The following is a 21,181-nucleotide window of genomic DNA, read 5'->3' as shown; positions in this document are numbered from 1 at the left end:
AGACCCTGCGCGCAATCCTCTATCGCACAAAGTACCAGGGGCTTTCCTGCACGGTGGGCTCCAGCGCGATGCCGGTGCGCTCCTTAAACAGATCCATGTCCTGCGATTTCTCCGTCCACCACGCGTTGGGCTTAAAGGTCATGCTCTCAACGACATGACCGACAAACACACTGTTGCGCAGCTTGGAGAAGTCGGTGTTCATGATCAGGATGGACGCGAGCACCAGCACGATGCCCAGGACCTTGATCGCGCCGGCGGGCTCGGCGTAGATGCCAATGCCCACCAGTACGGTGACGACTGTCTCGAAAGACATTACGACGGGAACTTTCGATGTCTCGAGCCCCATGGACAGACCCTGCATATATAAGACATAGGCCACGGCTGTGGGGATGAGTCCAAAACCAAGGAACAGCAGCAGCAGCTGAGGCGACATTGCCGCGGCGACATCTGGCCACGGAGCCGCGATAGCCGCCATAACCGCACCGCCAAAAACAAGGCCCCAAAACGTGACAGCCAGCGGGTGGACCGTCTTGGTTGCTATCCGGCTAAACACCGCGAGCGACGCGCCACAAAAGCCCGCGATCACGCCCGACGTGACGCCCCAAACCGAAAAATGGAAACCGGAAAGGTCGCCATTGGTCACTGCGAGTACACAGCCACCGATATTAAAAGCGATGGCAACGAGCTTGTTGGGAGTCACATCCTCGCGATAAAGCACGCGGCCGAGCATGACGCCAAACACCGGCGAGGTGTAGAGCAGCACCGAGGCCGTGGACATGCCCACCTCGCCCATGCACTCGTAATAAAGCGTGTTAGCGGTGGCAAGGCCGATAATGCCAAGAAGCGCACAGGGAACAAGCTCTTTAGGACTTGCCTTGAACAGTGCCAGGGGACCCGATGCTTTTCCCTCACGATCGCCTCCCTGGCAACCCATGAACGCCAAGACCGGAGCCATTAAGACGGCACCCGACAACAGGCGAAAGGCCGCCATGCTCTGAGACGAAACACCCAGGGCCGAGATGCCTTTTACAAAGATTCCGATGCTGCCCCACATAAGCGCGGCGATCAGCACCAGCACATAGCCCAGATTGCTTTTCTTCAACGCAGCCTCCTCGGTATTGTTTCCAATATGTTTCACACTACGTTATAGTCGTTATATACATTTTTCAAGACACAAATCGGCGGACGGGAAATGATTCCCAGGAGTGTCCCCAAGTGCCGGCACAAAAGGAACGTCCCCAAGTGCCGCCCTGGATTCAGTTGCGGTGAAATAGTTCCTGAATAGAGGCTTCAAGCCCCTAAACAGGAACTATTCCACCGCAACTTATGAGGACATTGAGTTGTTAGACCGCTCTATCCCCTCTCTATCCCCTAGTAGTCAAGCTTCCACATGTAGCGGCGCGTCATGTAGTCCTTGTGGGTAACGGCAGAGAGCGCGCGCATGTACACATTGTTGAGGATCGGGGCAAAGATCAGGTGGTTGAAGTACTCGCTCACGCTGTCCTTGATGTCGTTGAGGCCGAGCTCCTTGGCGTCGAGCTGATAGACGCGCTCGCCACCGTACTGGTTAACGAAGCGGATGCCGCGCTCGTCGTTGCAGCGGCTGCGGCCGACGCTGATGAGCTGGAACAGCGAGGTGCGCTTGTCCAGGATCTCGAAGGGGCCGTGGAAGAAGTCGCAGGTGTTGATGGTGCAGGAGTCGATCTGCAGCATCTCCTGAACGTTGCAGATGCTAAAGACATAGGCGGCACCAAAGAGCGGGCCCTGAGCCATGACGTTGATGCAGGGCTTGTCGGCGTTCTGCTCGGCCCACTTGGCAGCGAGCGGACGGGTGTACTCGACGGCCTTGCGGTAGATGGGATCGACCAGATCGAAGGCGGCCATAGCGGTCTCGTACTCGGCATAGCCCTCGGTCTGCTGCGTGAGCTCCATGGCGATCATGGTCACGACGGCGGAGTTGGTACGGCCCATGCAGGACTCGTCGACGGCCAGGCTGTCGTACTGAATCTTGTAGTCGCAGACCTCGGTGAGGCCGGACTCGTCAACATAGATGGCGATGGTGCTGGCGCCGTGGTCCTTGGCGACCTGGGCGGCGACGATGGTCTCCTTGGTGCCGCGCATGGACACGACGACGGCCAGAGTGTTCTCGTTGACATAGGCGGGCGTGGCGTGCACGAACTCGTTGCTGGTGTAGCTGGAGCTCACGACCTGCGTGGCCTCGTGCTCCATAAAGTACTGGGCAGGATAGTTGCCGCCGTTGGATCCGCCGGCGCCAATCCACACGACGCGCTTGATGCCGCCCTTGTCTGCCTTGTCAGCCAAAACCTGGGAGACGACGTCCTTAACCTGTTCCTGAGTAGTCATCGTGCATCAGCCTTTCTTCTCGTTTGATGCTCTCGATGGCATACAAGTTACATACATGTTTTGGTTATGTCGACTAGTTGTATGCTATATTTGTCTTAGAAATTTTGCTGATGCGGTTTTCGATAACTGGATACCAGCGGTTTTGTTGTTGTATTGAATACATGCTTGATTAGATACGTATACAAGTTAGATACAGGTTGATCGCATGAACGCTTCATCTAAAAAGAAACTGACCCAATACGAGCGCTTGGCGGGCATACTGCGCGACCGCATCGCCTCCGGCACCTACGCATGTGGAGACAAGCTGCCGTCCGAGATGGAACTCATGGACGAATCGGGTCTGTCGCGCAGCACCGTGCGCCATGCCCTTAAGGTACTAGCTGATGAGGGCCTGGTTCGCACCGAGCGCGGGCGCGGCGCCTTTGTGGCCGACACGCCGGCGCTCCACGAGAACAACCTGGTGTTTTCGAGCTATACCAAGCAGGTCGAAGGTCAGGGCATGAAGCCCACCACGCGCACCGTGGACTCGGGCTTTGCCAAGGCGGCCGGCAGCATAGCTAAGTTCTTTGACGCCGCCGTGGGCAGCAAGCTTGTCAAACTTGTCCGCCTGCGCTACCTGGACGACGTGCCGCTGTGCCTGGAGACCACCTACCTGCCGCCAAGCTTCGAGACGCTCATCGATCGCGATATCAACGGTTCGCTCTACGCGACGCTGCGCCAAGAATTCCATCGCGCGCCAGCACAGGGACATAAGACCTTTGAGGTGTGCTATGCCTCGCAAAACGAGGCGTTTTTGCTCAACGTCGAGCGCGGGCAGGCGCTGATCCTAATCACCGACTACGTCTACGACACCGACGGCCGCCCGCTCCATGTCTCCAAGCGCATCCAGCGCACCGACCGTGCCAAATACACCGAGCCCATCGGCTAACCTGCCAAAACCACCACAAAGGGGACAGGCACCTTCGTGGTGGTTTTAGGCGAGGAGGTCGGGGAACCAGGTTGGCTTGGGCTGGTTGGGCGTGCGCTCGGCTAGGACCAGCTCCATCCAACACATGTCGTACCAGCGGCCGAACTTTTGGGCGCAGCGGTCGAAGGCACCCACCAGGCGATATCCCATATGGGCATGGAAATCCTGGCTGTTGTGCGTCAGATACTCGTCGTCCTTATCGTGCGGCACGGCAATGAGCGCGCACATGTTGGTGATGCCCATCGCAATCAGGCATTGCTTGAGCGTATCGTGCAACTTGCGACCCAGCCCGCCATGGCGCACATCGCGTGCCAGGTAGATCGACGTCTCGACCGACCAGTCGTATGCCTCGCGGCTGTTGAGCGGACTCACATAGGCATAGCCTATCGGACGCCCGTCCAGCTCCATCACCAGGTACGGATAGCGCTTGAGCGTACGCTCGATGCGCCCGGCGAACTCCTCAACGCTCGGCACCTCGTATTCGCAGGTAATCGCCGTCTGGCGCACATATGGCTCATAGATGGCAAGCAACGCCGGCGCGTCTTCGGGCGTCGCCAGGCGAATCGTCGGCTCGGACATCTCGGTCATACAACTCTTCTCCCCCAAAAGCAAAGGCCGCCCTGCGCCAAACCCAGCGCAGGGCGGCCCCTCGTCATTACATCAGGCTACAGGACAGCCGCCAGCGCGTCGATGTCCTCCTGCGTCGTGGCCCAGCTGGTGCAAAAGCGCACTACCGTATGAGTATCGTCGTACTTTTCCCAGTACTCGATCGCCGCATGCTCGCGAATGCGGGCCATATCCTCGTTGGGCAGAATCACGAACTGCTGGTTCGTGGGCGTCTCCAAGAAGAACTGGTAGCCGCGCTCGTGCAGCACACGACGAAGCGCCTGAGCGGTCTCAATCGCCTGGCGACCAATCTCAAAATACAGGCCATCGGTAAAAAGAGCCTCGAACTGCACACCCATCAGGCGGCCCTTGGCGAGCAGTGCGCCATGCTGCTTAATACGCGGAATGGGGTGCGCCGGGGCGTGCATGCCACAGAACACCACAGCCTCGCCGCAGAGCGCACCACACTTGGTGCCGCCGATGTAGAACACGTCACACAGCTGCGCCAGCTCGGGCAGGGTAATGTCGCACTCATCGGCCGCCAGCGCATAGGCCAGGCGAGCACCGTCCACAAACAGCGGAATCTCGCGCTTCTGGCACACCGCGTGAATCGCCGCGAGCTCGGCCTTGGAGTACAGCGTGCCGTACTCGGTCGATAGGCTCACATACACGGCACCCGGGAACACCGTGTGCTCGTAGCTCTCGTTTTCGTAGAACACCTGGATATAGTTCTCGAGGTCCTCGGCGTGCATCTTGCCCTCGTAGCCGGGGATGGTGAGCACCTTGTGGCCGCCAAACTCGATAGCGCCCGCCTCGTGACAGGCGACGTGGCCAGTCTCAGCAGCAACGACGCCCTCGTAGGGCGCAAGCAGCATGTCGATCACCGTCGCGTTGGCCTGCGTGCCGCCCACCAGAAAAAACACGTCGGCATCAGGGGCCTGGCAGGCCTCGCGAATAAGTTGCTTGGCGCGCTCGGTGTGCGCATCGGTACCGTAGCCGGGCTGCGGCTCCATATTGGTGTCGACGAGCGCCTGCAGCACTGCCGGATGTGCGCCGTGGGAATAATCGTTGTTAAACGCGAGCATGGCAATCCTCTCTTACCGGGTATCGGCCAGATGATTCAAACGGAGCTATTGTACGCCGTTGGGATAGGCAATGCGCGCGGCAAGGCACTCAAGTGCCAGTACCAGGGCAAAACCGCAGCTCACGTCACTCAAAAAGTGCGCACCTATCACGATGCGCCCAAAGGCGACGAGCGCCGCGATCACAGCCGCCGCCCAAAAAATCACGCGGCGACGCGACGGTTTTTCCTTAAAGGCTGCCGCGGGAAGCCCGGCGAGCATAAGGCCGATCGCCGCATGCGCCGTGTGTCCGCTCGCAAACGACTTGAACCCGTCCTTGATCACGCCGGCGGCGATATAGGTCCACTTGTCGGGATTGCCGATCACCCACCACGGCTGAAAATTGAGCCCCGGCGTGACCTCGATCACGCGCATGCGCGGGCGCGACCACAGTGGCTTGACGATCACGTTGAGGATGATGGCCTGAGCGATCCACACGGCAAGCACCATCAACGCCCAGCGCGTGAGTTCGTCGGGCTCGGTCGTGCGCGTGAGGCGATAGACGATAAGGTTGGCAGCGATGACCAGCACAAACGTCAGCACCAACTGAGCCGCAATGAGTTTACCGCCAACCCTCAGGGACGAAACGATCTCGTAGCCGGTCAGGCCAACGTTGACGAGGATGCCGAGCGCGGCAAGCCATTTGCTGCCCCTGGAGTCGGGACGCACCGCGCGCACGAGCATAACGCCCGCGATGCTCGCCGTCAGCTCAAACGGCAACTCGCCAGCGGCCTCGATAAAGCGGCCGTACATGCTGCCGATGTTGAACAGCGCGCTCGAGATCTGATAATCGAAGAAACTGCCCACGCCCAGACAAAGACACAGGACAACCGCGATAATGGCGACATCTTTCTTATAGATGTATCCGAACATGCTTTCCTTTCGGTCGGGTGGAGGGCCAACCAGCAACGTGGTGGGACAAAGATATCAGTAGTTTTTGTCCCAGGGTCGCCTGCGGCAACGAGCTTGATGCGGCTTTCGTACCTGGGACAAAGAACTACTGATAACTTTGTCCCACCGACTTACTTGCTAATCATCATCGCTCGCACCCAACTGCTGCAGCAGCATGAGCGCCGCGGCCACCGGGCCGGTGCCGTCGTTGGCGTCGAGACCGCGACCCAGGCCGCTGCCCGCACCGGCGCCTGCCTTGTAGGGTACCGACAGCTTGCGGCTCTTGGGGAAGTTCACCGCGCCATAGCGGGTCTTAAGCTCAAAAGCCACCTTCTTGGGCACGTCGACGCCCAAAAACGTGATGCGACCGCCACTGAGCGTGACGCTCTCGAGCCCCAGGCGCTCGCCGCGAATGCGGATTCGTGCGCGATTGAACAGGTTGAGTCCCGCCAGCGGCAGCTCGCCATGCGCAGCCTCGGTCTCCTCCTGCACCTCATCGATGCTCTCCAGGTCCTCGGCCGCTGCAAGCTTACGGTACACGAGCACGCGCTGATCCACCGCCGGCAGGTACTCCTCGGACAAGAAGTAGTCGGCCGGCAGGTTAATACCCACGCTCGCCGCCTCCACGCCGGCATCGTCATCGCCGCGCGCCTCGGCCACGGCCTGTCCCAGCATCTGCGTAAACAGGTCAAAGCCCACGCTCGACAGGTTGCCGTGCTGCTCGGCGCCCATAAGCGAGCCGGCACCACGGATCTCCAGGTCGCGCATGGCGATGCGCATGCCGCTGCCCAGGTCCTGGAACTCGGAAAGTGCGGTCAGGCGCGCCGTCGCCTCCTCGGTGAGAGGCAGCTCGCCCGGGAACATAAAGTACGCGTAGGCCTGCGTGGCAGAGCGACCCACACGGCCCTTGAGCTGGTAAAGCTGCGCCAGACCCAGGCGCTGCGAATCCTCGATGATCAGCGTGTTGGCGGTCGCGTTGTCGATGCCGCTCTCCACGATGGTCGTGGCGATGAGCACGTCGATCTTTTTGGTCGCGAACTCGATCATCACGTCCTCGACCTCGCGCGGGCTCATCTTGCCGTGCGCCACCCCCACGCGCGCCTCGGGCGCGGCCTCGTGCACGCGTGCCACGGCGTCGTCGATGGTCTTGACGCGGTTGGACACGTAATACACCTGGCCGCCGCGGCCCACCTCCAGGCGAATCGCCGCGCTCACCACGTCGGGGTCGTACTCCCCCACATGCACGATCACGGGGCGACGTCCGGTGGGCGGCGTGGTGATCAGGCTCATATCGCGCACGCCGCTCGTGGCCATCTGCATGGTTCGCGGAATCGGCGTTGCCGAAAGCGTGAGCACGTCGATCTGCTCGCGCAGGTTCTTGAGCTGCTCCTTGTGCTGCACGCCAAAGCGTTGCTCTTCGTCAATAATCACCAGGCCCAGGTTCTTGGGGTTCACATCGGCCGAAAGCAGGCGGTGCGTGCCGATCAGCACGTCGATTGTGCCCTCGGCAAACGCCTTGAGTGCACGCTTTTGCTGCGCCGGCGTACGGAAGCGACTGAGTACCTCGACCTCGAGGCCAAACGGGGCAAAGCGCTCAAAGAACGTCTCGTAGTGCTGCTGGGCCAAAATGGTCGTGGGGCAAAGCACCATGACCTGACGGCCGGAGTCCACGCACTTAAACGCCGCGCGCAGGGCGACCTCGGTCTTGCCAAAGCCCACGTCGCCGCACAGCAGGCGGTCCATGGGCTTGGGCGCCTCCATGTCGGCCTTAATGTCGGCGATGGCCTCCAACTGGTCGCGCGTCTCGTCGTAAGGGAAGCTCTCCTCCATCTCGATCTGCTCGGGCGTGTCGGGCGGGCAGGCGATACCGGTAATCGACGAGCGGCGCGTATACAGATCGACCAGGTCAAACGCCAGCTTTTTGGCGTTCTTGCGCGCCTTGTTGGTGGCACGCGTCCAGTCGGCGGTGTTGAGCCTGGTCAAGCGCGGTTTATCGCCGTCGGGACCGACATAGCGCGTGATGCGGTCAACCTGCTCCAGCGGCACGTAGAGCTTGTCGCCGTCGGCATATTCCAGCAAAAAGTAGTCGCGCTCCTTGCCGCCCACTTCCTGGCGCGCGATCTCGCTAAAGAGCGCGATGCCGTGAGTGGCGTGCACCACGTAGTCGCCCGGCTTAAACGGGAACGTGATCTGCGTAATGTCCACCTTGCGGCGGCTGCGCGCGCGGTTGGCGTCCATGCGGGCGTTGAGGTCGGCAATCGAGAACACGGCCAGGTTGGCATCGGGCACCACCACGCCCTGCGGCAAGGCGGCATCGACAAAGGTCACGCGTCCACGCGAGATGGTGGGCACGGCGGCGCCGGCGGCAGCCTGCGCGGCGCCCGCCTCGAGCGAGCGGGCGTTGAGCGCGTCGGCCTTACGCTCGCGAATTGCAGCATGAGCATCCTGGCGGACAGCACGGTCGGCAGAATCCGCCGCCGCCACGCGCACGCGGTCGCCGATAGCGCCCGCGTTTTCGGGAGCGGCCGTCAACGACTCCTCAAAGGTAATGCCCTCATCGCCAAAGGTGAGCTCCATCGACTCGCGCGCACCGCGGTCGGGGATGGCAAACACGCAGGCGTAGCGCTTGCCCACGACTTCCTGAATGCGCGTCATAAAGCGATTGTCCGAACCCGCGATAGCCGGCTGCTCAATCTTGAGCTCCGCCGTAACCGCACCGCCGGCACGAATCAGGCTCACGTAGTTCAGGCGTTGCTGAGCACCAAAGTCAAGCTGCTGGGCACGCACGTACAAGCCGTCCAGACGGTCGACTCCCGCCTCGCCGGCACGGGCCTCGATATCCTCGTAGGCGCGCAGGCAGTCGTCGAACAGCGAGCGTGGCTCGGACAGGACCACGAGCGCCTTGCCGCTCACATGCGACAGCGGGCTCACAGTCTGGCCGTACATCACCGACAAAAAGCGGTCGAGCTCGGGCGTGACGATGCGCGCGTCCACCATCTCGAGCAGCGCCGCCAACTTGCTGTCGTCCTGGCTGGCGCGGTAGAGCGCCACATGCATGTTGTGGACAGCCTCGTCGGTGAGCGCCAGCTCGCGACAGGGGAAGATCTCGATACTGTCCTCATTGCCGATGGTCTGCCCCGTTGAGCTCACCATGCGGCGGATGCGGTCAATCTCGTCGCCAAAGAACTCAATGCGCACGGGTGCCTTTTCCTGTGCAGGGAACACCTCGACGGTGTCGCCGTGAACGCGGAACAGACCGGGCGCATCAGCGGCACTGGCATTGGTGTAGCCCATGCCCACCAGGCGCTGCGGCACCTCGTCAAAGGGAATCTCCTCGCCCACCGCAAAAGTAGTGGACTCCCAGTAGTGGCTCTCGACCGGCGGCACGCAGCGCAGCAGCGCACGGGCCGAGGCAACCATGATGCAGTTGTCCCCGCGCACGATACGCCCCAGAGCCTCGCAGCGCTGCGCCACCACGGCGTCGTCGGGCGCCTGCTCGCGCCACGGATAGTCCTTGCGCTCGGGAAAGCGGCACACGTGCGCCAGGCCCACATAGGCGGCAAGGCTGCGCGCGGCGCGATCGGCCGCATCCTCGCCGCTCACAATGTAGACCGTCGGGCGCGGACGGCGCGCAAACTGGGCGGCCGCCATAAGCGTGCGGCCCGACTGCGACACAGCCAGCGTCACGTCCTCGCCGGCATCGAGTCCGGCCTCGACGGTCTGCAGCGCCTCGGCAGTGTAGAGCTGCGCGGCTATACGGTGAATGAGCATGCTGTTCCTCCGGCATCGCAACGCCAAAAGCCCGCCGGGGCAAGCTCGGCGGGTCGTACGTCAAATACATTGTCTGTCATGGTAGCGCATGGAGAGGACTCCGGCTCAAGGGCAAACCCAGCCCCGCAAAAAACGCCAGACGAAGATGCGTTCCGCCCTACCCCGCTACGCGCACGCTGGGGCACAAATCTGCCAGCGGACACTCGTCACACTTGGGTTTGCGGGCGTCGCAGATCTCGCGACCGAAGGTGATCCACTGATGGTTGACCGACTCCCAATACTCGTGCGGCAAAATCTTGAGCAAATCCTGCTCGGTCTTGAGCGGCTCCTTTGTATGCGTCTTGGGACTCAGCATCAGGCGGTGCGCAATGCGGTTGACGTGCGTGTCCACCGCAATGCCCTCCACGATGCCATACCCCACGTTGAGCACGATGTTCGCCGTCTTGCGCCCCACGCCCGGCAGCTTCACGAGTTCCTTCATGTCGGCCGGCACCTCGCCGCCATAGTCGGCGACGATCATCTGCGCGGCCTCGACGGCATGCTTGGCTTTGCTCTTGTAGAAGCCAAGCGACTTGATGGTGTCTGCCACGTCTGCCACGCTCGCCCCCGCCATGGCCTCGGGCGTGGGCCACTGGGCAAACAGCCGCGGCGTCACCTTGTTGACCTGTGCATCGGTCGTTTGTGCCGAGAGCAGCACCGCGATCAGCAGGCGGAAGGGATTCTCGTGGTCCAAAAAGCACTCGACCGGGCCATAGCGACGGTCGAGGCGCTCACACACCTCGATGGCGCGCTCGCGCTTGGCGGCATTGGTCTCGCGTGGCATAACGACTCCTCGGCTCAACGGCACAATAAACTTATGGGCACAATTGTCCCACGTCCGAGACGCTTACGCCTCCAAGAATGCGCCAGTCTGACGGCTCCACAGGCTCGCGTACTCGCCACCCGCCTCGACGAGCTGTGCATGCGTGCCGTCCTCGACGATCTCGCCATCGGCCAGCACCACAATGCGGTCGAGTGCCGCCACGGTGGACAGGCGGTGCGCCACCACAATGGAGGTACGTCCGCGCATCAGGTTTTCGAGCGCCTCCTGCACCAGTGCCTCGGACTCGCTGTCGAGAGCAGAGGTCGCCTCGTCGAGCACCAGAATCGGCGCGTCGGTTAGGATGGCGCGGGCGATAGCCACGCGCTGACGCTGGCCGCCCGAGAGCTTGACGCCGCGCTCACCCACCATGGTGTCAAAGCCACGGGGCAGGCGGTCGATAAACTCAGTCGCATTAGCCAAGCGAGCCGCCTCGCGAATCTGTTCGTCGGTGGCGTCGGGGCGGCCGTAGGCGATATTCTCGCGAATGGAGCGGTGGAACAGCAGCGCCTCCTGCGGCACGTAGGCAACCTGGCGGCGCAGGCTCTGCTGCGTGCAGCGCGAGACGTCCTGACCATCCACGAGCACGCGGCCGCCCTGAACATCGTCTAGGCGCAGCAGCAGCTTGGTGAGCGTCGTCTTGCCCGAGCCCGATTTGCCCACCAGGCCCACGCGCTGGCCCGCCGCCACATGAAGTGTCAGGTCATCGAACACGCTCTCGCCCGCCGCAGCGTCACGGTACGCAAAGCTCAGGTGCTCAAAATCAATCGCGCCCTCGGTCACTTTGAGCTCAGGGGCGTCCGGGTCGTCTGCCACCAAACGTGGCTCGTCCAGCACGCGCGTCATCTCGGCTGCATCGCCCAAAGCGCGGTTAATGCGCTGCATCATGGAGCTTACGTAGTTCAGGCGCATGGTGAGGTTATAGGTGTAGGTAAAGATCATGACGAGCGAGCCGGCCGAGATGCCAAACCACGCGTTGCCGCCCGCCACGAACACACTCACCACGGCCATGGTGATGACGATAAGACCCGAGGTCGTAAAGTTGCGCTGCATCATGGCGTGCATCGAGACTGTCTCGGCATCGCGCGCGGCACGATCGGCGGCGTCGAACAGATCGCGTTCAAAGTCCTCGCGCCCGCAGGTCTTGACGGCCAAAATGTTCGTGACCGCGTCGGAGAGCACACCCGAGAGCTTGTTCTGCGCGGCGGACGTCGCGGCCGAAAGCGGCATGATGCGCTTGTACATAAGCCAGACAAACGCGATGTAGACGACCATGATGCACACCAGGATCACGGTAAACGTCGGCACCACCGGGGCGAGTGCGGCCACGGTACAGATGACCGAGGTGATGGTGGGGACGAGCGAATACACCGTCACGTCCACCAGCCCCGTGTAGCCGCTCATAAAACGACTCGTCTGGCTCACGAGCGATCCGCCAAAGCGGCTGGTATGGAATGTCATGGATTGGTTGGAGAGCGTGTCGAAGCATAGACGCGCTAGGTGATAGTTGCCTGCAATCTCGAGCTTGTAGACGGTGTAGTCCTGTAACTTGGAGAGGATCTGACCCACCAGGTTAACGAGTACGAGCGCCAGGATATAGGGGCCGAAGACCTCAAACACCTGGTCACCCGCCACGGGACCGGCTTGAACGCGGTCGACAATGAGGGCCATCACATAGGCATTGGCAAACGTCAGCAAAAAGATGTAGCCCGCCGACGAGAATATCGAGAGAAAGACAATCAGCGGCTGCGTGCGCGTGACACCCCAAAACCGCTGCAGCGTGCGGCGCACGGTGGAGCGGCTGAGCGGGCTGGTGCTTCTCTGGGACATGGGCTTCCTTTCGCGTCTGATAGGGCGAAACGCCATTGTTGCACATTGGAGCACGCTTCAGACAAGTGCGATACGAAAAGCGGTGGGGCGCCCGCGTTTGTGCCGGTGCCCCACCGTCCGTTGCGACTAGTCCTCGTCTTTTTGGTCTGCGAGCAGGCCTGCGGACTCCAAGCCCAAAATCGCGTCGGCCTCCTCGGCATCTTCCAGCACGTCAATGTCCTTGAGCTTGCGCTCCATGACGTTGGTGCGCGTGGTGATGATGCCCTCGACCGTTTTGCCCGCGGTCTCGATCTGCTGCTGGGCGCGGCGCAGCGCCTTTTGATAGCGCGGCAGCTCGGCCTTGACGGCGGAGAGCACGCGCAGCACGTCGTCGGTACGTTTTTGCAACTTAAACGTCTGATAGCTCATCTGCAGACTGTTGAGGATGGCCGCCATGGTGCTGGGACCGGCTACGTTGACGTGATAGTCGCGGCCCAGGGTCTCGATAAGCCCGGGGCGGCTGACGACCTCGGCGTACAGTCCTTCAAACGGCACGAACATGATGCCAAAGTTGGTCGTTGCCGGCACACTCAGGTACTTTTCGCAGATGTCCTTTGCCTCGCGTTTCACCATCATATCGAGCGTCTTGCGCGCTGCGGCAACGGCCTCCGCATCGCCCGACTCCTGGGCGTCGATCAGATGCTCGTACGCGTCGCCCGGGAATTTGGAATCGATCGGCAGCAGCACGGGATCGCCCTCGTCTACCGGCAGCTTGACGGCAAACTCAACGCGCTCCGAGGCACCGGGCTTGGTGGCGACGTTTTCCAGATACTGGTCGGGTGTAAGGATGTCCGCCAGAATTGCACCCAGCTGCACCTCGCCCAAAATGCCGCGCGCTTTTACATTGCCCAGCACACGCTTGAGGTCGCCTACGCCGGTGGCGATAGATTGCATATCGCCCAGGCCCTTATACACGGCCTCGAGCTGGTCGCTCACCTGCTTAAACGATGCCGACAGTCGGTCGTTGAGCGTGCGGGAGAGCTTCTCGTCCACCGTCGCGCGCATCTGATCGAGCTGCACGTTGTTGTCTTTGCGGATGGCGCCCAGCTGAGCATCGACCGTCTCGCGCACCTTGTCCAGGCGATGCTCGATGCCCTCGCGATTGGCGCCGAGCTGTTGGGCCGTCTCGCGGCGCAGGTCATCCATCCGGTCACCAGCTTGCGAGAACTCGCGTGCGATGGTCAGGTAACGTTGCTGCTCCACGGCCGCATCGGTCGTCTGCTGCTGCGCGATGGCATTGGCCGTGCGGCGGGTTTCGGCCAGCGCGACGTTCAGGGCATCGAGCGCGTTGTTGGCCTGCTCGAGTGCTGCCAGCGTTTCCGCGCCACCGTCGCCACGCTCCCGCAACTCGGCACGCAGGCTCTTGAGCTGAAGGGCGCAAGCCGCAGCAACCCCCACCGCCACCAAGGCGATCGCAACAAGCACAATATCAATAGCAGACATAATCTCCGCCCAACAAACCCAATCGAGCACCAATCAAAACCGCGATCAATCTTACCCCGCCACACACACCGGGCGCCCGGCCCCTTCTTGGGTGCCCCTCTCCTCCGCATATTCCATAATGCGGCGCGCCGTTTTCCTGCTCACCTTTGAGTCATCGCCGGCCAAGTATGCGTATACGTTTCCTTTATTCAGGCGCAGAGCACGGCAGAGGCCATAGCGCGTTACACCCGATTCCTCCAATGCTTCCAGCGTTTTCTTTCTCATCAGGGCGTTCACCCTTCTATCGGCCGCCGGCTTTTCCTTCACCGCTCTATACGCACGCCAAACGTTGGCATAACGATTTGGGAGCTCACTTTTGGCGCATAGAGACGCCATGCTACCCGCTTGACCGTACAAGGATAAAACGTCTCGGTAATCCCGTTCCATCCACGAGCCCTCGGATAAACCCAGAACGTATTCGGCTTTTCCTTGCGCCAAAGCGAGCAAAAACAGAGGCTCCGCCACGCGCGGCGCATCCGTCGTCGCCTGCTCAACCAATTTTCTAAAACTCAGCGACCGCTGTCCGGATAGCTCTCGGCAATAGCCTTTTAAGAATCCCTCAAAGGTCAGATTCAACCGAGCACCTCCTTTTTGTATTGCCTGTATGCACAGACCATCTCTTGATAACTCCGCTCCGAAGGCGACGACGCCAGCGCCTCTCCCTCGTCGAATATAAGCCGTTCGAGCAACCCCCAATCAAGTCGGTCGACGAATGCCTGACTATGAAGATCGATGATGTCGTTCGGACGACAGGCATAGAGCTTCATTACCGCCAGGTCCTCCAAGGATGGCGTAAAGTACCTGATAAAACGCGCCCCAATATCCAAGGGAATCAAACGATCTTCGTAATTGAACGGCATCTGATTACAATATGCCACCGCCATACCATTCACCTCGGGGTATCGAGCTATGATCTCGCGGAGGCACCTATCTGCCTCAAACACATCAATGTCATGTGTAACCGAACGATTCGTCACATCGTTTAGCATGAAGGCGCTTCCTCCCACCAATACAACGTTCGGCCTGTCGTCTCTTGGACCTATTTCCAGCTCCGCCTCTTCGTCAATGCCCAAAAGAGTCTGTTCTAAATCCTGCTTATACATAACAAATCCTATTATTATTCATCTTCAATAATACTATTCAGTCGCACGACAGGACCCACAGGATGCAAGAATTCCGCTCGTGGCGATAATCCCTACACCCTAGAAGTCCTAATGTGACAAACGCTAACTCTCCCAGCCGGCGCGGATTGTTGTTATGACATCGCCTAGGCGCTGGCCGAGGGCTGACAGATGTTGGAGCACTTCGCTGGGCGAAGCACCGTTGAGGATGCAGGTGAGCGCATACGAGACCAAGAAAATCGCCGCAAGTCCTAGCGGAATGAGCACGATCATCGCCAATGTGCGCAGGCGCTGGCCCACGCGGCGACGACGCGCACGACGCTTGTCGAACGCGAGCTCCTGCGCATATGAATCTTGCTGTACGGAATAGGCCTCTGGCGCCGATTTACACCCGGGCACAGCTGCAGGTACAGCAGCGGGCACGACATTTTGCGCAAAGGGCTGGGCTGCCGCCCCTTGCATTTGCATCTCTATAAGCCGTTGCTGTTGGCGCAACATGCGCTCGGCTTGTTGCTGCGGAGTCTCAAGAAACAGATCCATGCTGGCCTCCAAAATCGGAGCATTCGACGCTTACGACCAGCATCCCGCACCGCCATGACCGCGACAACGCAATCGCCGGCAATAGCCACAAAGTTTCTTCTGCTCAAAAGCTGTCGAAAAGCTCAACAACTCCCCTACCAGCACTTTCTCTGAGCTTTTTTCGCCAACAATCTTTTGGCCTTCCACCCTTACGCCAACTGACCAAAATCTAACCAATAGCTTGACGAAAATTGTGGAGACCGGGACCCCACACAAAAAGTGCCGCCCCAAAGGGGCGGCACACAAACTTATTATCAGCTTTTCTGTAACGAGCATGCGACGACTCAACGCCGGGGCGCAGGGCGGGGAAACCTTTGCCTCGCGCGACCCTGCGAAGCCGTGAGCGAGAGGGGAAGGTTTCCCCGCCCTGCGCCCCGTGGTCGGTGAGAACAGACTACATGCCCGCGAGACCGCGGGCGGCGGTGGCGCACATAAATGCCAAGACGAGAATCACGAGCGACCCGGCGATGTCTGCCAGCACGCCCATTACGCGGCGCTCAAACAGCCAACTCTCAAAGTGCGGGGCAACGTTGCGCCAAACACGCCACAGCAAGATGCCCATACCGATGACGCCCGGGATATTGAGCAGTAGGATCTCGGAGCACAAAAGACCGATCAGGTTGCCGGCGGCAAAGCCCGCATCGCCCTCGCAGTATTTGCGATAAATCATGTACAGCATGTACGCCACAAACGGCTGCAGGCACGCAGAAATAAACGTGACCACCATCGAGGGCTCCTGCGAAAAGACCTCGGTGAGCTTATCCACGCTCGTGGCATCCTTAGAGGCCAGGAACAGGCCAATGACCACCACAGGTACCACGCCCAAGATGACCTCGACCATCGTAAACAGCTTGGCGGTCAAGTCCTCACTAGCCGAATTCAAATGGGGCGCCCACTCAGGATGAGCATGCGCACCGACCTTCTTGCCCTTCTCAGCACGATTGGCCTTTTCACCCTCGGCAACCCGACGACCAGGATCCTTGCGAGTTCCCGCCGCAGCAACCCGAGCCCGAGACTTCTTACCCATAACCAACACCTCACAAGAGGAAACGAATAGCCAACGCTACCCAGTGTACCCTCTAAGCAACGTCACCGCCCCAACCGGGCCCCACAAAAACGTGCCGCCCCATAAGGGGCGGCACACAAACTTTTTTATCAGCTTTTCTGTAGCGAGCACGCGACGACCCAAAGCGGGCCGGGAGGGCCGGACTACCTTCCCTCAACGCGACCCTGCGAAGCCGTGAGCGAGGAGGGAAGGTAGTCCGGCCCTCCCGGCCCAGCTCACGCTAGCGCCAAGCGCTAGTAGTTCACCACCTGCTCCTCAAAGTACGCCTTCGGGTGGTTACACACCGGGCACACCTCAGGCGCCTCAGCACCAACGTGCAGGTGCCCGCAGTTCAGGCACTTCCACACCTTTACGCCCTCGCGCTCAAACACCTCGCCCGACTCGATGCGCTCGACGAGTTTGTTGTAGCGCTCCTCGTGGGCCTTCTCGACGGCGGCGACGCCACGGAACTTCTCAGCGATCTCGGCAAAACCCTCCTCCTCGGCGGTCTTGGCGAACTCGTCGTACATCGTGGTCCACTCGTAGTTCTCGCCCGCAGCGGCATCACGCAGATTGTCCAGGGTATCGGGGACGGCGCCGTCGTGCAGATACTTAAACCACAGCTTGGCGTGCTCGGACTCGTTGCCCGCCGTCTCGGCAAAAATATTCGAGATCTGAACGTAGCCGTCCTTTTTGGCCTTGGATGCATAGTAGCGATACTTGGTGTGTGCCTGGGACTCACCGGCAAAAGCGGTCTCGAGGTTCTTCTTGGTTTGGGAATTCTCAAAATCCATAGGTGTACTTCCCTTCAACGCATGCCGCCCGTAGGCTTCGAGCGACCTTGTCTTTAGGATGCCCTCAAGCCGCGAATTTAAACCTTACAATCCCGTTCTTCAGATTTGAGCGGGCTACACACTCAACCAACGATCGTCCTCGGCTCGGCAAAAGCCCTCGCGCTCCAGGTCAGCTAGAATGCCCGCGATCAAGTCGCACTCGACCGGCCCGCGACCGGCTGCCGCTTCCATCTCGTTAACGTCCACCACGGCATCAGCAAGCGTAATCCCCGGCGGCTGCCCATCGCGCGCTGCCAGCAACATACGCACGATATGCGCGCGCTTTTGGCGACGCGAGCCCTCAAACTTGGACTGACGGCTATAGCCCGCCGACCGCCTGGACGGATTGGGCAACGTCTTTTTTAGATATGCGCCGTAATCTAGCAACGCGTAATACCACGCGCGCGGCGTGTCGGCATCATCGAGCGGCACGGCAAAGGGAGCGATTTCGTCCGCCGACGCACCGGGGGCCGCCGGACAGGCCGCCTGAATCAGCGGCACCAGCTCGCGATCGGGAACAGCCGGTACATCGGGAAAGAAGTGATGCAGAAAGACCGTGCGCACATTGGTCTCCAGATACACGCCCGGAAGATCAAACGCAAACGACCGGATACCCTGCGCCGTTGCCGGGCCAATACCAGGCAGAGCGACCAAGTCACGCGTCTCGTGTGGAAACTCCCCGTCCCAGTCTTCCACAACGCGCTGAGCGGCCTTGTGGAGCGCCAGAGCGCGTCGGTTGTAGCCCATCCCCTGCCAAGCGTCCAAAACATCGGAAGGCGCGGCCTGGGCAAGCGCCTGCACGGTCGGAAAACGATCGAGCCACACCGGCATGCGCGCCTCCACACGCGGCACCTGCGTTTGCTGCAGCATGACCTCAGAAAGCCAAATGATGTACGGATCGCGTGTGCGGCGCCACGGAAGGTCGCGATAACGCAGGACCCCTTCCGAACGAATCATCGAACGAAAGGGGTCCTGAATCATGGCTATGCTCCTTATGCGGCGCTATTCCTCCCGGTAAGCGCACGCGCAGGTGGCGTACTCGGGAAACGCTTCGCGGTCGGCGAACTTGGGATCGACGGCCGGGAACTGGCGGTGAGCGACGATGTCGCCGAGCGAAACGGAATCGAGGTAGTCGCGCATCAACGCCTGAGCTCCGGCCCACAGGGGATGATAGCAGCACGTGCCCATGCGTGCACAGTCACCATCGGGTGCGGTGCAATCATTCATAACCATAGGGCCCTGAACGGCCTCGACGACCTGACGAATGGTGACGTCGTCCGGACTGACTTTAAGACGCATGCCGCCATGGACGCCACGCAGGCTCTCCACGATGCCAGCCTGAACCAAGCCATGCTGGATCGAACGCGCGAACGAATAGGGCACGTTGACCTCTTCGGCGGCAGTGCGAACAGAAAGCAACCGCTCCGGCTCCTCGGCAAGCATCGCAAGCATGCGAAGGGCATAGTCAGTCTTTCTCGATATGTCCATTTTTCCCCTTTCAAGGAATAGGAACAGCTCGAACGGGCTCCGGGGCCGAGCTTACATCGAGACGCCAAACGAACGTCAGGACAGCCAAATAGCAAATCGGGTGTCCACTGGATGCCGAGCCTGAAGCTGATTACATCAATACCGGCCTACATTGAAACTTAGTATAACCTACCCCCCTACCCCATTAAACAGGTGTTGTGCAACAAACGCCTTGTTTGAACATATATATCAGTTGGGCTTTATTCGCGAATGGGAGATGAGATTTGGAGAGATGTGGTTTTAGATATTAGGGCGTGGATCAATATCCCATTAAACGCAAAAAGCCACGTCCGAAGACGTGGCTTTAATTGCGTTGGCGGGAAGTACGGGGCTCGAACCCGCGACCTCCGACGTGACAGGCCGGCGCTCTAACCAAACTGAGCTAACTCCCCAGACAGTCGTTCGCGTTTGTTTCCGCTCGCGTGCGCTGCGGGGATTAGTATACACAGAAGTCTGTCCGGCGCGCAACAACTTTTTTGAAAAAATTTTTTGGGTCCCTCCGGGAGGGTCTCCGGGGCTGAGGGCGGGGGTTAAGTTTGCTGCTCTACAGTCCTGCGCAAGACGGAAAGCACATTAAGTGCTTTCCTTTGCGTGCGGAACTCGCGACAAACTTAACCCCCGCCCTCAGCCCCGGAAGCCCTCCCTGCCGTCACATTATTCAACCAGTTTTGCGGGCGTGCGCCGCTGCGCGGCTAGCCCGCGTGCTCCTCGGCGGGGTTGGTCTGATTGTTTTTGTTGAAGCTCTGCCTTTGGCTCAAATGGAAACGGGAGACGCATCTGCATCCCCCGCTTTTGTTGTGGTTACTCTAGGTCAATAAATTTAGTGCTTAGGATCTTGCCGTCTTTTACTAGCATTCTGGCCATGGTGGGGCCTCGGGTGCCTCTGGGGTAGCTGGCGCTGCCCGGGTTGAGGACTAAGCAACGGCCCACTTGGGCTTCTTTGGTTACGTGGGTATGGCCGTTGATGGCTACGTCTACGGATCCCACCGGAAGGTCTTCGCGGTAGTGGGCTACGGCGAACTTGAGTCCTTCGTAGGTAAAGAGCGCAAGACGGTCTACATCGGGGCCGTAGTCGCGGTAGTAATCGTTGTTGCCCAGTACGGCCCGCACGGGGGCGATGGTGCATAGGTGCTCGTAGTCCATCTCTGACGTGAGGTCGCCGGCGTGGATAATCAGGTCTGCGCCCTCAAGCTCATCCAGGAGCGCAGGCGAAAGATAGCCGTGGGTGTCCGAGATGATGTCGATACGCTTGGCGCTTGCACTGTTCATGGGATCCCTTCCGCAAAAAACGATTCGGCAGATACATACAAAAAGGCCCCACGGCTCCGCAGACGATGGGTCTACAGGGCTGCGGGGCCAGTGTGCTAGAGACTCAGAGCCTTCTTGAGCGGCACGACGCGGCGGCGCGAAACCGGCACGCGTTCGTCGACGCCCGTAATGCCCAGCTGGATGGCGCCCGAGGGCACCGTCTCCACATCCGTGACGCACGCCAAGTTGACGATATAGCGGCGGTGAACACGGAAGAAGCCAAAGTCGCAGAGTTTGGCCTCAAACTGCGCCAGCGAGGTCGTCGACAAAAAGCGATCATCGACGGTATAGATGCAGGAGTAATCGTCCTTGGCCATGATAAAGCGAATGTCGTCCACGGGAATGAGCACCTTGCGGCCGCCCTTTTCCACCGGGATACGCTCGATGGTCACCTTGCTGTCCGTAACCGGCTTGGTGCGTTGCATGACCTTCTCGATCGCGCGATCCAAGCGAGCTTCCTCGACCGGCTTCATCAGATAATCGACGGCATCCACGTCGAATGCCTCGACCGCATGGTCACTATACGCAGTCACAAACACGATCGCCGGCGGATTTTTGAGCTTATGCAGCGCCTCGGCAAGTTGCAGGCCCGAGGCACCGGGCATCGAGATATCGAGAAACACGACATCCACGCGACTTTCCATAAGCATCTCGATGGCGGAGCGGACGCTCGACGCCTCCGTGATCGTGCCGATCTTGCCCGTTTGCTCGAGCAGGAAGCGAAGCTCCGAGCGAGCCGGCGCCTCATCATCCACAATCATCGCACGCAGCATAGGGATAAAACCTTTCGTCAACTAACTACGCCGGGCATCCGTCGCATGACGTTGAGCCCGTAGCC

Annotated in this window: 19 protein-coding genes and 1 tRNA gene; 1 reads left to right on the top strand and 19 read right to left on the bottom strand. The window is 60.3% G+C overall.

The features are described from left to right. Positions 1 to 19: 19 nt before the first annotated feature. Together KSY82_RS04410 and KSY82_RS04405 are read right to left on the bottom strand one after the other, a co-directional pair. On the bottom strand, positions 20 to 1,102 hold the full coding sequence (locus tag KSY82_RS04410) for a DMT family transporter (protein WP_217750340.1): 1,083 nt from the start codon (positions 1,100 to 1,102) through the stop codon (positions 20 to 22). Positions 1,103 to 1,371: 269 nt separating this feature from the next. Then, positions 1,372 to 2,364, bottom strand: a complete 993-nt coding sequence (locus tag KSY82_RS04405; RefSeq protein ID WP_006235139.1) for an SIS domain-containing protein — start codon at positions 2,362 to 2,364, stop codon at positions 1,372 to 1,374. A gap of 205 nt (positions 2,365 to 2,569) precedes the next feature. Between KSY82_RS04405 and KSY82_RS04400 the strand changes: the two genes are divergently transcribed. Then, positions 2,570 to 3,292, top strand: coding sequence for a GntR family transcriptional regulator (locus tag KSY82_RS04400; RefSeq protein ID WP_217750339.1), 723 nt, complete (start codon positions 2,570 to 2,572; stop codon positions 3,290 to 3,292). A gap of 45 nt (positions 3,293 to 3,337) precedes the next feature. On the opposite strand, the gene KSY82_RS04395 is transcribed toward KSY82_RS04400, so the two are convergent. From KSY82_RS04395 to KSY82_RS04315, 17 genes are all read right to left on the bottom strand, one after another. After that, positions 3,338 to 3,919 carry a GNAT family N-acetyltransferase gene (locus KSY82_RS04395; protein WP_118226089.1) on the bottom strand — a complete coding sequence of 194 codons (582 nt, stop codon included), beginning with the start codon at positions 3,917 to 3,919 and terminating at the stop codon, positions 3,338 to 3,340. A gap of 77 nt (positions 3,920 to 3,996) precedes the next feature. Then, positions 3,997 to 5,022, bottom strand: a complete 1,026-nt coding sequence (locus KSY82_RS04390; RefSeq protein ID WP_118226087.1) for a threonine aldolase family protein — start codon at positions 5,020 to 5,022, stop codon at positions 3,997 to 3,999. Between the two features lie 45 nt (positions 5,023 to 5,067). Then, a complete protein-coding gene (locus KSY82_RS04385; protein ID WP_217750338.1) occupies positions 5,068 to 5,931 on the bottom strand; it encodes a phosphatase PAP2 family protein in 864 nt (287 codons plus the stop codon). 156 nt (positions 5,932 to 6,087) lie between these two features. Beyond that, positions 6,088 to 9,720: a transcription-repair coupling factor gene (gene mfd, locus KSY82_RS04380; RefSeq protein ID WP_217750337.1), complete on the bottom strand. Its 3,633-nt coding sequence runs from the start codon at positions 9,718 to 9,720 to the stop codon at positions 6,088 to 6,090. Positions 9,721 to 9,877: 157 nt separating this feature from the next. After that, positions 9,878 to 10,543, bottom strand: coding sequence for an endonuclease III (nth, locus tag KSY82_RS04375; protein ID WP_217750336.1), 666 nt, complete (start codon positions 10,541 to 10,543; stop codon positions 9,878 to 9,880). 63 nt (positions 10,544 to 10,606) lie between these two features. Then, positions 10,607 to 12,409, bottom strand: a complete 1,803-nt coding sequence (locus KSY82_RS04370) for an ABC transporter ATP-binding protein (RefSeq protein WP_217750335.1) — start codon at positions 12,407 to 12,409, stop codon at positions 10,607 to 10,609. A gap of 126 nt (positions 12,410 to 12,535) precedes the next feature. Further along, the gene (locus KSY82_RS04365; RefSeq protein WP_217750334.1) at positions 12,536 to 13,891 is read right to left on the bottom strand and encodes a DNA recombination protein RmuC; all 1,356 of its coding nucleotides are present in this window, start codon (positions 13,889 to 13,891) and stop codon (positions 12,536 to 12,538) included. Between the two features lie 51 nt (positions 13,892 to 13,942). Continuing rightward, on the bottom strand, positions 13,943 to 14,506 hold the full coding sequence (locus KSY82_RS04360) for a hypothetical protein (protein ID WP_217750333.1): 564 nt from the start codon (positions 14,504 to 14,506) through the stop codon (positions 13,943 to 13,945). Next, positions 14,503 to 15,033: a DUF6036 family nucleotidyltransferase gene (locus tag KSY82_RS04355; protein WP_195235013.1), complete on the bottom strand. Its 531-nt coding sequence runs from the start codon at positions 15,031 to 15,033 to the stop codon at positions 14,503 to 14,505. The genes KSY82_RS04360 and KSY82_RS04355 overlap by 4 nt, the downstream gene beginning before the upstream one ends. A gap of 123 nt (positions 15,034 to 15,156) precedes the next feature. Continuing rightward, on the bottom strand, positions 15,157 to 15,591 hold the full coding sequence (locus KSY82_RS04350) for a hypothetical protein (RefSeq protein ID WP_217750332.1): 435 nt from the start codon (positions 15,589 to 15,591) through the stop codon (positions 15,157 to 15,159). 433 nt (positions 15,592 to 16,024) lie between these two features. Then, entirely contained in the window at positions 16,025 to 16,657 is a 633-nt protein-coding gene (locus KSY82_RS04345; RefSeq protein WP_217750331.1) for a hypothetical protein, read from the bottom strand. Positions 16,658 to 16,929: 272 nt separating this feature from the next. Continuing rightward, the gene (rbr, locus tag KSY82_RS04340; protein ID WP_117634424.1) at positions 16,930 to 17,469 is read right to left on the bottom strand and encodes a rubrerythrin; all 540 of its coding nucleotides are present in this window, start codon (positions 17,467 to 17,469) and stop codon (positions 16,930 to 16,932) included. Between the two features lie 114 nt (positions 17,470 to 17,583). Then, entirely contained in the window at positions 17,584 to 18,489 is a 906-nt protein-coding gene (locus KSY82_RS04335) for an HhH-GPD family protein (RefSeq protein WP_217750330.1), read from the bottom strand. Between the two features lie 21 nt (positions 18,490 to 18,510). Continuing rightward, a complete protein-coding gene (locus tag KSY82_RS04330; protein WP_217750329.1) occupies positions 18,511 to 18,996 on the bottom strand; it encodes an RrF2 family transcriptional regulator in 486 nt (161 codons plus the stop codon). A 353-nt stretch (positions 18,997 to 19,349) separates the two neighbouring features. Then, positions 19,350 to 19,427: transfer RNA gene (locus tag KSY82_RS04325), tRNA-Asp, on the bottom strand. 409 nt (positions 19,428 to 19,836) lie between these two features. Next, positions 19,837 to 20,304 carry a YfcE family phosphodiesterase gene (locus KSY82_RS04320; protein ID WP_006235155.1) on the bottom strand — a complete coding sequence of 156 codons (468 nt, stop codon included), beginning with the start codon at positions 20,302 to 20,304 and terminating at the stop codon, positions 19,837 to 19,839. Positions 20,305 to 20,399: 95 nt separating this feature from the next. Continuing rightward, positions 20,400 to 21,116 carry a LytR/AlgR family response regulator transcription factor gene (locus KSY82_RS04315; RefSeq protein WP_022094115.1) on the bottom strand — a complete coding sequence of 239 codons (717 nt, stop codon included), beginning with the start codon at positions 21,114 to 21,116 and terminating at the stop codon, positions 20,400 to 20,402. Between the last annotated feature and the right edge of the window lie 65 nt (positions 21,117 to 21,181).

The sequence above is a fragment of the Collinsella aerofaciens genome (assembly GCF_019131995.1).
Lineage (GTDB): Bacteria > Actinomycetota > Coriobacteriia > Coriobacteriales > Coriobacteriaceae > Collinsella > Collinsella aerofaciens_S.
Note: the sequence above shows the minus strand (reverse complement) of the source record. Positions and strands in the feature narration are given on the sequence as shown.

Bases quoted from the DNA above. Each gene is read 5' to 3' on its own strand.
- KSY82_RS04405 (WP_006235139.1), bottom strand. From the start codon at position 2,364: ATGACTACTCAGGAACAGGTTAAGGACGTCGTCTCCCAGGTTTTGGCT.
- KSY82_RS04400 (WP_217750339.1), top strand. From the start codon at position 2,570: ATGAACGCTTCATCTAAAAAGAAACTGACCCAATACGAGCGCTTGGCG.
- KSY82_RS04395 (WP_118226089.1), bottom strand. From the start codon at position 3,919: ATGACCGAGATGTCCGAGCCGACGATTCGCCTGGCGACGCCCGAAGAC.
- KSY82_RS04390 (WP_118226087.1), bottom strand. From the start codon at position 5,022: ATGCTCGCGTTTAACAACGATTATTCCCACGGCGCACATCCGGCAGTG.
- KSY82_RS04385 (WP_217750338.1), bottom strand. From the start codon at position 5,931: ATGTTCGGATACATCTATAAGAAAGATGTCGCCATTATCGCGGTTGTC.
- mfd (WP_217750337.1), bottom strand. From the start codon at position 9,720: ATGCTCATTCACCGTATAGCCGCGCAGCTCTACACTGCCGAGGCGCTG.
- nth (WP_217750336.1), bottom strand. From the start codon at position 10,543: ATGCCACGCGAGACCAATGCCGCCAAGCGCGAGCGCGCCATCGAGGTG.
- KSY82_RS04370 (WP_217750335.1), bottom strand. From the start codon at position 12,409: ATGTCCCAGAGAAGCACCAGCCCGCTCAGCCGCTCCACCGTGCGCCGC.
- KSY82_RS04365 (WP_217750334.1), bottom strand. From the start codon at position 13,891: ATGTCTGCTATTGATATTGTGCTTGTTGCGATCGCCTTGGTGGCGGTG.
- KSY82_RS04355 (WP_195235013.1), bottom strand. From the start codon at position 15,033: ATGTATAAGCAGGATTTAGAACAGACTCTTTTGGGCATTGACGAAGAG.
- KSY82_RS04350 (WP_217750332.1), bottom strand. From the start codon at position 15,591: ATGGATCTGTTTCTTGAGACTCCGCAGCAACAAGCCGAGCGCATGTTG.
- KSY82_RS04345 (WP_217750331.1), bottom strand. From the start codon at position 16,657: ATGGGTAAGAAGTCTCGGGCTCGGGTTGCTGCGGCGGGAACTCGCAAG.
- rbr (WP_117634424.1), bottom strand. From the start codon at position 17,469: ATGGATTTTGAGAATTCCCAAACCAAGAAGAACCTCGAGACCGCTTTT.
- KSY82_RS04335 (WP_217750330.1), bottom strand. From the start codon at position 18,489: ATGATTCAGGACCCCTTTCGTTCGATGATTCGTTCGGAAGGGGTCCTG.
- KSY82_RS04330 (WP_217750329.1), bottom strand. From the start codon at position 18,996: ATGGACATATCGAGAAAGACTGACTATGCCCTTCGCATGCTTGCGATG.
- KSY82_RS04320 (WP_006235155.1), bottom strand. From the start codon at position 20,304: ATGAACAGTGCAAGCGCCAAGCGTATCGACATCATCTCGGACACCCAC.
- KSY82_RS04315 (WP_022094115.1), bottom strand. From the start codon at position 21,116: ATGCTGCGTGCGATGATTGTGGATGATGAGGCGCCGGCTCGCTCGGAG.